General features: G+C 45.1%; 11 protein-coding genes. 5 read left to right on the top strand and 6 right to left on the bottom strand.

Going from position 1 to position 13,444, the window contains the following annotated elements; genetic code table 11:
* Positions 1–74: 74 nt before the first annotated feature.
* The 5 genes from ACE1CD_RS35550 to ACE1CD_RS35570 form a co-directional block, all read right to left on the bottom strand.
* A complete protein-coding gene (locus tag ACE1CD_RS35550; protein ID WP_374796891.1) occupies positions 75–260 on the bottom strand; it encodes a hypothetical protein in 186 nt (61 codons plus the stop codon).
* A 22-nt stretch (positions 261–282) separates the two neighbouring features.
* Complete coding sequence (locus ACE1CD_RS35555) at positions 283–759, bottom strand: DUF2752 domain-containing protein (protein ID WP_374796893.1); 477 nt, start codon at positions 757–759, stop codon at positions 283–285.
* Positions 760–917: 158 nt separating this feature from the next.
* Positions 918–2,129: an RNA-guided endonuclease InsQ/TnpB family protein gene (locus tag ACE1CD_RS35560; RefSeq protein ID WP_374796895.1), complete on the bottom strand. Its 1,212-nt coding sequence runs from the start codon at positions 2,127–2,129 to the stop codon at positions 918–920.
* A gap of 39 nt (positions 2,130–2,168) precedes the next feature.
* Complete coding sequence (locus ACE1CD_RS35565) at positions 2,169–2,429, bottom strand: TM2 domain-containing protein (protein ID WP_374796897.1); 261 nt, start codon at positions 2,427–2,429, stop codon at positions 2,169–2,171.
* Positions 2,430–2,646: 217 nt separating this feature from the next.
* Complete coding sequence (locus tag ACE1CD_RS35570; RefSeq protein WP_374796899.1) at positions 2,647–4,248, bottom strand: type II CAAX prenyl endopeptidase Rce1 family protein; 1,602 nt, start codon at positions 4,246–4,248, stop codon at positions 2,647–2,649.
* Between the two features lie 356 nt (positions 4,249–4,604).
* Between ACE1CD_RS35570 and ACE1CD_RS35575 the strand changes: the two genes are divergently transcribed.
* The 4 genes from ACE1CD_RS35575 (at position 4,605) to ACE1CD_RS35590 (ending at position 10,984) form a co-directional block, all read left to right on the top strand.
* A complete protein-coding gene (locus tag ACE1CD_RS35575; RefSeq protein WP_374796901.1) occupies positions 4,605–5,723 on the top strand; it encodes a hypothetical protein in 1,119 nt (372 codons plus the stop codon).
* A gap of 577 nt (positions 5,724–6,300) precedes the next feature.
* Positions 6,301–7,722, top strand: coding sequence for a sugar porter family MFS transporter (locus tag ACE1CD_RS35580; RefSeq protein WP_374827789.1), 1,422 nt, complete (start codon positions 6,301–6,303; stop codon positions 7,720–7,722).
* Positions 7,723–8,140: 418 nt separating this feature from the next.
* Positions 8,141–9,517 carry a histidine phosphatase family protein gene (locus ACE1CD_RS35585; RefSeq protein WP_374797073.1) on the top strand — a complete coding sequence of 459 codons (1,377 nt, stop codon included), beginning with the start codon at positions 8,141–8,143 and terminating at the stop codon, positions 9,515–9,517.
* Between the two features lie 183 nt (positions 9,518–9,700).
* A complete protein-coding gene (locus tag ACE1CD_RS35590) occupies positions 9,701–10,984 on the top strand; it encodes a dihydroorotase (RefSeq protein WP_374827790.1) in 1,284 nt (427 codons plus the stop codon).
* Between the two features lie 132 nt (positions 10,985–11,116).
* On the opposite strand, the gene lepB is transcribed toward ACE1CD_RS35590, so the two are convergent.
* Positions 11,117–11,716 carry a signal peptidase I gene (gene lepB / locus ACE1CD_RS35595; protein ID WP_374797075.1) on the bottom strand — a complete coding sequence of 200 codons (600 nt, stop codon included), beginning with the start codon at positions 11,714–11,716 and terminating at the stop codon, positions 11,117–11,119.
* A 263-nt stretch (positions 11,717–11,979) separates the two neighbouring features.
* Here lepB and ACE1CD_RS35600 point away from each other — a divergent pair, with 263 nt between their 5' ends.
* On the top strand, positions 11,980–13,353 hold the full coding sequence (locus tag ACE1CD_RS35600; protein ID WP_374827791.1) for a dihydroorotase: 1,374 nt from the start codon (positions 11,980–11,982) through the stop codon (positions 13,351–13,353).
* Positions 13,354–13,444 lie beyond the last annotated feature (91 nt).

Genomic DNA, 13,444 nt, shown 5'->3' on the forward strand with positions numbered 1-13,444 from the left:
TATGGGTCGTGGATAGTGGTTTTCCTACTACCTGAAATCGTTTATTTTTAATCCAAAATCTAAAATTAATTCGTTTAGCGATCGTTCCAGTTCAAAAAACTCAAATAGATGAGCGCAAAACCGATTTGCAGCACCAACAGCAACCCATAACCCTTGACGAAAAGGTTGACATCCATACTGGAAAAAACGCTAAATGCTCCGCTACTTAAGGCACCTAGCAATATTACAAACAAAACTTTTTTATACTTAACAGTTGACATTGCTATAAAATATGTTGTTGCTTCAAAACAGTAAATTGCCTAGCGGTGATTTAAAAAAGGCCGCAGATAATTCGCCCGATTTTGATAAATTGTGCAAACGGTGACTATGATATAATAATACCATAAATAAACCTAGCAATTGAATTTTTTGCTCGCCAATTAACTTGGTATAAAAAGCGTTCAAATGTCGTTTTGTTACCAATTCGATTGCTAAATGAATAGTTGCTATACCAAAACTGGCAAACACAATTGGCCCGAAAATATTTTGTTCTATTGCCCGCTGCCAATCTCCTCGAACAATAGCAATAAAAGAGCGAGTCAAACCACAACCCGGACAGGGAATTCCTGTTAAATATTTCAACGGGCAAACTAAGAAAGGCACTTGCTGCCCGTGATTGTAAAACCAGGCTGCTAGCAGCGGTGATGAAAATATCGCCAACCTTACAAAACTCACGCGCCGATCGCGAGCCGAGAGAAGTTGATGGGATAATTCAAACATGAATCATCATTGCCATTGTAATTTTAGCGCCAAGCAGTTCTGAATCGATGGCAAATAATCAAATGGCCGAGTGCCTCAATTTCTAATTAAACTAGACGGTTACCCTGCTTGTCGGGTAGCGAATCTACAACCAAAAGAATAAATTGACACTCCCATGCCTAAAGGCGATGGGATTCTTCATTCATAGACTCGGCTTGCCTTGACAGGATTGCTCCAGCCAAAGTAGAGGCTAAATCTCCTGAAGCGTTCGGATCTTTGATCCAAGTTCCGGTATGCCCTACCGTACTCAAGGCTACTTTTAGAATATTAATCGCGGCATTCCAATCCCTATCTAATACAAATCCACATTTACAAACGTGGGTTCTTGTTGATAGAGACTTTTTAACTATTGCGCCGCAGCAAGAGCATTCCTGAGAAGTATAGGCAGGGGTAACTGCAATAGTTATCTTGCCAAACTTAACTCCTAAATACTCCAACCATTTTCTAAATTGATACCAACCTGCATCATTAATAGATTTGGCGAGACAATGATTCTTGACCAAGTTCTTTATCCTCAAATCTTCGTAGGCAATCAAATCGTTAGATTGAATTACGCAACGCGCCACTCTCTTAGCGTGTTCTTCACGTCGCCTACTTATTTTGAGGTGTACTCGACCTAATCTATTAATGGCTAATCGACGATTGGCAGAGCCTTCACGAGAGCGAGAAACGCGCCTCTGTCTAAACTTTAAGCGCTTCTCGCCCGTTCGATAAAATTTAGGGTTAGGTTCGCTATGCCCGTTGCTATCAGTGTAGAACTCTTTCAACCCAACATCTAAGCCAATGGCTTTACCTGTTGGCTGCGTTTCTACTTTGTTATCTACGCCGATCAGGAATTGAGCATAGTAGCCATCAGCGCGACGTACCAACCTAACTCGTTTTATCTGTTCTATTGGATAGAAGTTTAAGTCCCACGTTCCTTTAAGTTTTAGCTTGCCAATCCCCTTTTTGTCGGTGAAGGTGATTTGTTTCCTGGCCTCAGAAAGTGACCATCCTGAAGTTTTGTATTCAACTGAACGGCAATTCTTCTTAAACTTTGGATAACCTTTCTTTCCCAGAATAGACTTGCGGCAATTGTCGTAAAACCGAGCAATTGAAGAATAAGCCCGTTCCACCGCAACTTGGCAAGCATGGGAGTTTAAAGCTTTAACAAAAGGGTATTCTGCCCTCAATGCCGTGTTGTGACGATACAATTCTTTCTGCCCTATTCCGCGATTGTCCATCCAAAACCGAAGACATTTATTCCGCACGAATTGAGCAGTTCTGATTGCCTCATCAATGGCTTGATATTGAGTTGTTTTCCCTTGCGCTTTAAACTCTAAAACTATCATTTGACGTGGGAAACATCTACGGCAACTAGCTTAACACAATTAAAGCCGTCCTGCAAGGACGGGGCTTGTATCCCATTTTTTTTGGTCAATTAGTGCCCAGATACCACAGCCGCCAAAAGTCAGCAGTTGAACGATCCCGATCGTCACATATCCCACATAAAATCGGTGAATTCCCAAACCGCCTAGAAAGAAACACAGAAGTAGGGCGGTAACTCTAGACTTGGCAGGATTGTCTTGCATATAGATCTCTAAATAAATCTTCCGTTCCGGTATCACTATATCCATTAGGATAGCTTGCATCTATCAAAAGTAGGAAAAATTTACTTTTTTTAATAAGCGGTGACGCCAGATAGTTTTAATAATTGCCAGAATGTGAAACTCTTGTGGAGTGGGCATCGCCGCCGCCTTATTTACACAACTTAGATGCGTCGCCGCTGAGGATCGGAGAGTGTAGGGTGGGTGAAAATGCACCCTACGCTGGGAGTAGCGATCGTGCCTACTCAAGAATGGGCGAATATCAGGTGGAACCGCTACCCAATATAAACAAACTTAACAGAGTGCCGCTATTCCAGAGGCTGTGGAGTAACATGGGAGCGAGAAGATTGCGCGATCGCGTGTACACAACAGCCAACACTATCCCCAAAGTAGTCAGGGGCAGCACTTCTGAAAGACTGAGATGTGCGACGGCAAACAGTAAACTACTCGCGATCGTCGCTCCCCAAACTGGGATATAACGAGTTAAAGATGGCAGGAGAAATCCCCGGAATAGGAATTCCTCAAACAGCGGTGCGGCAATAGCTGCGGTAAAAAAGAATATCGCGAGTGCCACACCATCTTTACTCTCTAGGGCTAGCGACAAAAGTGGGTTACTTCCCCCCTCTCCTTTCCAAATTTCTTGGTTAATCAGCGACACTACAATTACCAAAGGCAGCGCCACAAAATAACCGCCCAGTCCCCATAAAAACCACTTACCGAACAGATCAAATCGAAACCATCCTTCCGGCAAAGGTAAAAATGATTTCACAGAAAAATACAACACCAATACTCCACCCAATGCAACCAACATATAAGTTGTGAAAACGTAAATTGCTTTTGACCGGACATCAAAAGCGGCGGGTGTGAGGTTGAGCAGTTTAAAAGCTAAAGGAATGAATACAACAGATATCAGCAATTGCATTCCAAAAAAGCCCACAATGAAAACTTGCCAAATTGTTTCCGCATCCCAAGGTGTTGACCAAGAAACATTTTCATTTTGAGCTAAAAGGGAATTCTCTTTGCGGATCGAACGCTGTGCTAGCAAGAAGATCAGCAATCCCACTCCTATCAAAAATCCTAACGTGGGCAGAGCAGCTACGATCGCTAATTTTACTACTGCTTGCTGTGCTATTTCCTGTTCTGCTGCTTGCAGTTTAGCCAGGATTGCCGATCGTTGCTGCAAATTGTAAAGTTGACTTAATCCCTGATAGCGGAACCATCCGTCTAAAGATTTTTGGATAGTTTGCTCGGCGTCTGGTAAAATCTGAGGTGGATTGCTCCACAAACCCATTAAGACTGTAGCGATTTTTGCTTCTGCTGTTTCACCGATTTTAGGGCTAGAGCGATCGCTCACCGACTGCCAAGTTTTCAGCGCCGCTTCAACTTCTCCTTGACGAGCCTGTAAAATCCCTATATCCAGGTCTAACTCGTTAATTAAACTTTCTAGCCCATCGATAGACTCCCGCAAGGGTTGTTGACTGGGGTAATCAGATCTGTCAGGATTGGCAGTAACCGTCAGCGGTGGTTCGGAAGCAGACAACGGTGTAGCTTCCAGGTTTTGATACTGTTTGAGTTGGGCTATAGCTTTTTCTAGATTGGTTTGCGCTTCCTTCCGCGCCTCCATATACTGCTTTTGGGCAGTTTTGACAGGTTGAGCCCCGATCAGCGCTTCGCGAGCGGATTTGCTGCTAGAATCGGAACCGATTTCGCCCTGCCACTCACCAGCGTCCAGCAGCAAATTAGTTTGGTACAGTTCCAAACGGCTTTGAATTTGGGGCTCACTTCGACTTTCCAGCAAAGAAGGAACAAAAAAGAGTATTACTAAAAGCGTCAGCAAAGCTAATATGAACTGCCTAATTTTCATGTCATTCTCCGCACTACCCCTATTTATTGAAGCGCATTCGGGGTGAGATAAGCTTGCATCAAAAGTCAAAAGTCAAAAGAAAGGGCTAGGGATTAGGGGCTAGGGACTAGGGAAGAGGGAAGAGGGAAGAGGGAAGAGGGCAGAAAATTTCAGATTTTAGATTTAAAAGGGAAGATTTTGATAAATCTGAAATCTGAAATTTGAAATCTCCCACTCCCCCGCTCCCCCACGACCCACTCCCCCGCTTCCCCGCTCCCCCGCTCCCCTATTCTCTCTTCCCTAGCAGTCGCAAACATTTTTCAAGGTTTTGCTAAACTCTATGATAAAGTCGTCTTTTTCAAGACTAAGTTGTAAATATGAGCAAAGCATATCGTAAGCAATCCCTTCACCGCAAGCTCAAAAGAGACGGTCGGCAAGATTTAGCAGATATCGATAATGCTAATGAAGCGGAGAATTTTACTGACGATTTTGATGATTTTGACGATTTTATAGAAATAGAAGAAGATATGCAAAATAATTCCCAAACAAAAGCGGCTAGAGAGCGTAAGGCATCTCTATTGAAAACTATTCAAGGAATTAGCGACAATATCAGTAAAGTAAGTTCCCAGATTGGCGGTGATGTAGCTGGGGAAATGGGAAAAATCGGCCAAAAAGTGGTGCGATCGGCTCAAGAAATTCGTCAAGAAGCTAGCAAGTCGGCGACAGAACTCGGTCAGGGAATGGCAAAGCGCACCAAAGAAGTAGCGCAGTCGGCTGTAGAACTCAGCCAAGGAGTTGCTAAATCGGCTACAGAACTAGGTGAAGAAGTTACGAAATCAGCTAAAGAAAAAGGAAAAGCCGTACAGCAGGAGGCTCGCCAATTTATAAGCAAAAATATCGAAAAAAGTCAAGATAATGTTGGCAAGAAACTCGAAGAAAATCAAGCTGCGAAGGAAGCTTCTGTACGAGCGTACATTAAGCAGATAAACTTGTCTGAGATTGAAGATGCTGTGAACGCTATGTGGGATAAATTTCCCAGTAGTAAGCCAGAAGAAATTTCGCAACGTTTACTTCGCAAACAAATTCTGCGCGTCAGTAAAACTTCGGCTGTCTTCAGTGTTGTGCCGCCAAAAATGGCAGATTCGATCGGAGTTAATTATGTTTCCGTTGCGCTAATGCAAGCCGAAATAATTTTTAAGATTGCCGCCGCTTATGATTTTGATATATGGCTTCCGCAACGTAAACCAGAAGCTTTTGCAATTATCGATCGCGTGCTGCGGGCTAGTAGACAAGCAATGATAACATTAAGCGTATCGCAAATGATCCCGGTTGCTGGAGGGGTTGTTAATGTAGGTACTGACGCTTACTTAATTTATCGAATCGGAGATACTGCTAAAGAGTTTTACGAATCATTGACTGAAGAAGTAACTCCAGGGGAAATGCTCAAAGCCTTCATTGCAGAAACTGAAAGCCGATATACACAGCGTTTGTGGTAGAGTGCAAACAGTTTATGTGTGCATAATTTGGATAATATTTTCTCCGGTTGCATCGGTAATATATGAGTAATGTCAAACATTATCTGTGGAGAAGGGTGGTTAAATTTTGGCTATTCCGCTTTTATGGTGATCGTAAAAATTTATCTTATCGTAGGGTGGATTAGGCACGAGAGCTTAGAAGAGGATGTCGGTAAACAAGACAATCTCATTTTCTCAACGGGATTGTCTTAAGAAATCTTAAACTAACTTGCGGATAACAGGCTTGAGATTTCTATCTAATGTTGTATTCCCTATGCCCGATGCGGTTGATAAGCCAATCGTATTATGGTTATAAGTTAAGAGTATTCAATGGTAGCACTTTGAGGCAGACTTTCCAGTCTGCCTTTGTACCATTTATTTTATTGATGCCACATTTGAATTGCTGAAAGTATGTACTGGTATAACTTTCAGCAGGTAAAATTCTTGCATCCACAATGGTATTAGCTGCTTCTGTTGCCTGCTCTACCTCTGGGAATTAAATGCAACAAACTTATTACTGCGACTTCCTGCAAAAACTTAGGAGTGTAAGAGCTGTGCTATGAAATCATTTCCTCCAAACACCTCATATATTGCCGATCGACCGAATATATCTCGCATCATTTTAATTGCTTCTGCTGCTGCGCTGGGTGGTTTTTTATTCGGTTTTGATACTGCCGTGATTAACGGTGCTGTCGCCGCACTGCAAAAAACGTTCAGCGCTAGCAGTACGATGATCGGTCTGGCAGTTTCCTCTGCGTTGCTGGGGTCTGCGCTGGGAGCTTTTATCGCCGGCCCGATCGCCGATCGACAAGGGCGCATTAAAGCTATGATCATTGCTGCGGTGATGTTCACCCTGAGCGCGATTGGTTCTGGTATACCGTTTGGGATTTGGGACTTCATCTTTTGGCGTGCTTTGGGTGGAGTGGGAGTCGGGATCGCCAGCGTGATTGCGCCTGCTTACATTGCAGAGGTTGCTCCCGCTAACTTACGCGGAAGACTCGGCTCTCTGCAACAATTAGCGATCGTTGTTGGTATTTTTGCTGCTCTACTATGTGACTACTTTATTGCTTTGGGAGCAGGAGGATCGGCAGAGGGAGAATTTTTGTTTGGATTCACAGCTTGGCGCTGGATGTTTTGGTCGGAAGTTCCGCCAGCAATTCTGTACGGAGTAGCAGCTTTGATGATACCCGAATCACCTCGGTATTTAGTGGCTCAAGGTCGAGAACGAGAAGCAGCTAAGGTTCTCGCTAAGGTTTTGGGGGGTAATGTTGATGCAAAAGTTGAAGAAATCCGCCAAACGGTTAATCGGGAACACAAACCTAAATTTTCTGATATTCTCAGCAGACGGGGTGGACTGCTGCCGATCGTCTGGATAGGAATGGGTCTATCTATTCTCCAGCAATTCGTTGGCATTAACGTTATCTTCTACTACAGCAGTATTTTGTGGCGAGCGGTGGGATTTTCCGAAAGAGATTCGCTCTTGATTACAGTCATCACAGGTGTTGTCAATATTGTGACAACTTTTATTGCCATCTCTACTGTAGACAAATTCGGTCGCAAACCTCTGCTTCTGTTGGGTTCGATCGGCATGACCGTCACTCTAGGAATGCTAGCGCTGATGTTTGGCAATGCTGCGATCGATCCGGCTACCGGCAACCCCACGCTAACAGGTTCTTCTGGAATCATTGCGCTTTTAGCAGCCAATCTCTACGTAGTTTTCTTCGGTTGTTCTTGGGGACCGATCGTCTGGGTGTTGTTGGGAGAAATCTTTAATAACCAGATTCGAGCCACTGCGCTTTCTCTCGCTGCTTCCATACAGTGGATTGCTAATTTTATCGTCTCCACTACATTTCCTCCCCTACTCCAATTCTTCGGGTTAGGTGCTGCTTACGGTTTGTATACGATATCGGCAGCGATTTCTATCTTTTTCGTCGTCTTCTTTATTAGGGAAACGAAAGGCAAGGAATTAGAGGAGATGTAGATCCTACAAACTTATCTAATCGTAGGGTGGGTTAGGCGCGGGCGATAACTTCAGCACTTTCAACCAATGATTAAATTACCGTGCCGTAACCCACCGAGCGATCGACAAAATGTTCATTATGAATTATACGAGTTAAATGTCACTGTTAAGTTTGATTTGTTTGGTTTAAAATAGCGGGGTCTTTTATGTTTATGGTGGAAAATGTTTGTTTATGTTACAGATATGTGGGATGGATGGTGGGTGACGGCACGGTAACTTAATTATTGCTTGAAAGTGAAGATGTCTGTTATTCAAACTCCCCCTCCGCGCAGACGGGACGGGGTTTTTGGGTGACATCGCCGCCGAGTACCTCAGAAAGGTTAAAATCTTCCTGATCCTTCTTCACCATCCCACCCCTACCTTTGCGGAGGATAAAACCCTGACTACCCGCGTAATCCTTGTCCGCCACGGGCAAAGCACCTATAATCAACAGCAGCGCATCCAAGGCCGTATCGATGAATCGGTATTGACGGAAACTGGGCGTGCTACCGCTCGTCAGATTGCCCCCGCTCTTACGGGCCTTACCTTTGATGCTATTTACAGCAGTCCCCTGCAAAGAGCAAAAGAAACGGCAGAAATCGTACAATCCTATTTGCCAAATCCTCCCAAGTTGCAGGTAGCAGATAAATTGATGGAAATCGATCTGCCTTTGTGGGAACGCCTGCACAAAGATGAGGTAAAGGAAAAGTTTTCCGAAGATTATCGCTGCTGGAAGGAACGACCCCACGAACTGCGAATGCTGGTATCAACAGCAGCAGGAACTAGAGAACATTTTCCTGTTTTAGCTTTATACGAACAAGCTAAGCAGTTTTGGCAGGAAGTTTTGCCTCGCCATGCTGGAAAAACTATTCTCATCGTAGCTCATAACGGTATTAATCGTGCTTTAATTAGCACCGCACTCGGTATTCCACCGTCTCGCTATCACTCCATCCAGCAGTCTAACTGCGGTATAAATGTTTTAAATTTTCCTGACTCTCACTCTTTCCCCCCTGTAGACGGTGGGGATGCAAGGGGTGGTGAATCTGTTCAGATGGAATCGATGAATTTAATCGACCATCTGGGAGATCCGCTGCCGAAACCTCGTCCCGGTCATCAGGGCCCGCGTCTGCTGTTAGTGCGTCATGGCGAAACTGAGTGGAATCGTCAGAAGAAGTTTCAGGGGCAAATTGATGTGCCGCTCAACGATAATGGGAGAAAACAATCTTCTGCGGCGGCGGAATTTCTCAAGAATGTGCAAATAGACAATGCTGTGAGCAGTCCGATGTTGCGTCCCCAGGAAACGGCAGAGATTATTTTACAATATCATCCCCATGCAGAATTGGAATTGCTTGTCGATTTGAGCGAAATCGGTCACGGACTTTGGGAAGGAAAATTTGAGACAGAAATCGAACAGGAGTTTCCAGGTCTGCTAAAACAGTGGCAGGAAACGCCTGAAACAGTGCAAATGCCAGGAGGGGAAAACTTGCAGCAGGTTTGGGAAAGAGCGATCGCAGCTTGGCAGTCGATCGTACTTAAATATAGCAAAGAGTCTAAAACAATTTTAGTAGTAGCTCACGATGCTATTAACAAAGCTATTCTCTGCCATTTATTCGATTTGGGGCCGGAAAATTTCTGGAATTTTAAACAAGGTAACTGCGCTGTGAGTGTGATTGACTATCCGCAAGGTGCAGACGGTTATGCTGTGCTGCAAAGCATGAATATCACTACTCACTTGGGTGGAGGTGTCCTCGACAAAACCGCAGCAGGAGCATTGTAAATCTGCCATTGGTCATTAGTTAGTTTTCGTTTGTTCTTTTGACCAATTCAAAGCCAATTTTAGATTTTAGATTTTGGATTTTGGATTAAAAAACAAATTTTTGGCTTCAGACATGGAGAAAATCTAAATAGAGAAAATCTAAAATCTAAAATCCAAAATCCAAAATTGTTTGACCGATCGCCAATGACCAATAGCGAATTGCTGCAACAAGTACGAGTAATAGATCCAGTCTCCGGAACTGACCAAATTGCCGATGTTTTGATTGCCAACGGTACGATCGAGGCTGTGGAAGAAAACATCTCTAAGTTACCATCCAAAACATCGGTGCGCGATTGTCGGGGACTGGTTTTAGGCCCTGGATTGGTGGATTTATACAGTCATTCAGGAGAACCCGGTTTTGAAGAACGAGAAACTCTCGCATCTCTGATCCAAGCAGCTCGATCGGGCGGCTTTACCCGCGTCGCTATTCTACCAAATACGACACCGCCGCTGGATAATCCCGCAGGTTTAGCACGTTTGCAGAGGTCAGCAGGCGATATCACCGACAAGTTATCACTTCCTCCCCCACTCTACTTCTGGGGTGCGATTACTTTGGGGGTGCAGGGACACCAAATGACGGAATTGGCAGAGTTGGCTGATTCTGGAATTGTCGGTTTTACCGACGGTCAACCCCTGCAAAATTTGGCTTTGGTGCGCCGTTTGTTAGAATACCTCAAAACTCTGGGCAAGCCGATCGCTCTTTGGCCGGAATACCGCGATTTGGCGGGGAACGGGGTGATGCGGGAAGGCATAAATTCGATTCGCTTAGGCTTACCGGGAAATCCCTCTATCTCTGAAACCGCCGCCCTCGCCGCTTTGCTGGAAGTCGTGGAAGCTGTTGGTACTCCCGTTCATATCATGCGCGTTTCCACTGGGCGCAGCGTGCAGTTGATTTGGGAAGCAAAGGTGCGCGGTTTACCGATTACGGCCAGCACTACTTGGCTGCACCTTTTGCTTGACACAGAAGCTGTTAGCAGTTATAATACATCACTGCGATTGTCACCGCCTTTGGGTAGTCCAGCCGATCGCGCTGCGTTGACGCGGGGAGTGCAGCAGGGAATTATCGATGCGATCGCGATCGACCACACACCCTACAGTTACGAAGAGAAAACGGTGGCTTTTGGAGAAGCGCCCCCAGGTGCGATCGGTTTAGAATTGGCTTTGCCTCTGCTTTGGCAAAATTTGGTAGAAACTGGCGAATGGTCTGCTTTGGAGTTGTGGCGAGTTTTGAGTACTCAGCCAGCTGTTTGTCTCAATCAAATGCCAGCTGCGATCGCTCCCGGTCAGCCAGCTGAGGTAATTCTATTCGATCCCCAGTTAACCTGGAAAGTGGAAAAGCAAAATCTTAAGTCTCTCTCCCACAACACGCCTTGGCTGGGTCAAGAGTTGACTGGTCGAGTCATTGTAGGGCTAGGGGCTAGGGGCTAGGGGCTAGGAGCTAGGGGCTAGGGAAGAGGGAAGAGGGGCTAGGGGCTAGGGGCTAGGGAAGAGGGAAGAGGGAAGAGGAAAAATATTAATTCTTCCGCTCCCCCACTCCCCCACTCCCCCACTCCCCCACTCCTATTTCCCAGCAGCAGGATAAAGTGGTTCTGGGTCTAATTCTCCTAAGCGATTGAGGGGCCAGAAGCGAACTACAGCCCTACCGATGATGCGATCGCGAGGCACAAAACCCCAGTAGTGGCTATCGTAGCTATTATTGCGGTTATCTCCCAAAACCAGGTAGGAGTCGGTTGGCACCGTCACTGGGCCGTACTGGTAGTCTGGCGCATCTTCAATATATTTTTCCTGTAGGGGTTTATTATTGATGTAAACTCTTCCCCCCTTAACAGCCACCTTTTCACCCGGTAGACCGATCACCCGCTTGATGAAAGCATCTTTGAAATTTTGTTGTTTGAGCGTGTCTGTGGGTGAAAATACCACAATATCTCCCCGCTGCGGAGTTTGGAAGTGGTAACTTAACTTATCGACTATTAAGCGATCGTTGATTTGTAGGGTTGGCAGCATTGACCCAGAGGGAATGTAGCGAGCTTCCGCGACGAAAGTCCGAATCCCCAAAGCCAATATGACGCTTAAGCCAATGGTTTTGACTCCTTCCAACAAAGGATTTTCGGATGTTGATTGCGGATTTTTATCAGAAGCTTGATCCTGCACGCGAGTCATAGGCATTTAATCACTGGATATAATATAGATTACCAAATTAGTCAAGTGGTGGAGGAGAAAAGGTTAAACTGTATTCCAACAATCTGCTTTGGCATAATTAGCAAAGATGCCTCTCCCGACTTCTTCGATCAAATTTAACAAGCCCAGAATTGTTTGGTTGGAGAGCAATAAGGCTTTCCCCATACATTATATGTTTATCCCTATTTTCAGAGCGGCAATCGGGATCGATAATTGTACTGAAACTCCCCCTTACTTTGTTTACCATGTCTTCCCATCCATCCTTATTTATCCGTCGTGCCAGAATTCTCTTACCGAGTGGTGAATTTATGGTAGGAGATGTAAAAATTTGTGGCGACGAAATAGTCGAGGTTGCATCCACAATTCTAGATACTGCCAAAGAAACGGGGGATAAGGAAATCGACGCCGAGGGTTTGACCTTGTTACCTGGGGTAATTGACCCCCAAGTACACTTTCGGGAACCGGGACTGGAACATAAGGAAGATTTGTTTACTGCCAGTTGCGCCTGCGCTAAAGGCGGGGTGACAGGGTTCTTGGAAATGCCCAATACTCGTCCTCTAACGACAACGCAAGCGAATCTGGATGATAAGTTACGACGGGCAGCTCAGAAGTGCCTAGTCAATTATGGCTTTTTTATCGGCGCAACGGCAGACAACTTGCCGGATTTGCTGGAGGCTAACCCGACTCCGGGTATTAAAATTTTTATGGGATCGATGCACGGCGCGTTGTTGGTCGATCGCGAAGAGTGGCTGGAAGCTATATTTGCTAAAGGGGAACGACTGATTGCGGTTCACGCGGAAGACCAAGACCGAATTAATCAACGACGCCAGGAATTTGCCGGTATTACCGATCCGGCTATTCATTCCCAAATTCAAGATAATCAAGCTGCTCTCAATGCTACTCAGTTGGCGCTGCGTTTGTCTAAAAAATATCAGCGACGCTTACATATTTTACATATGTCAACTGGGGAGGAAGCAGAATTGTTACGTCAGGATAAACCTAGTTGGGTAACTGCTGAGGTAACGCCGCAACATTTAGTTCTGAATACGGATGCCTATGCAAAAATAGGCACATTAGCGCAGATGAATCCACCTTTGCGATCGCACCGCGATAACGAAGTTCTTTGGCAAGCGCTACTCGATGGTGTTATCGATTTTATCGCTACAGACCACGCGCCGCACACTTTAGAAGAAAAAGCTCAAGGTTATCCGAATACTCCTTCTGGAATGCCTGGTGTGGAAACTTCTTTGCCGATTATGCTAACTCAAGCGATGCAGGGAAGGTGTACTGTTGCACAAGTTTCTCACTGGATGTCTACCGCTGTGGCGAAGTGGTATAAGATTCCTAAAAAAGGTGCGATCGCTCCCGGTTACGATGCCGATTTGGTATTAGTAGATTTGGATAATTATCGTCCTGTTTTGCGTGAAGAATTATTAACTAAATGTGGTTGGAGTCCCTTCGAGGGATGGAATTTGACCGGATGGCCAGTTTTTACTATTGTCGGCGGTCAAGTTGTTTATGAAAAAGGTAAGCTGTACACCGATGTGCGCGGGAAAGCTTTGACATTTGGCTGGGGGGGAGACAACAATCGGTCAACCCCTTACTGCGTGCGGGGTTGACCGATTGTTGTCAAAAAAAAATAGGTCTGCTATTCTCAAGTAGACCTAACTAATGAAAAAAATGAATTTAATACCTTCATTTTACACCCAA

Origin of the sequence: Aerosakkonema sp. BLCC-F183, assembly GCF_041929145.1 — a bacterium.
In the GTDB taxonomy this organism is placed as follows: Bacteria; Cyanobacteriota; Cyanobacteriia; order Cyanobacteriales; family Aerosakkonemataceae; genus Aerosakkonema.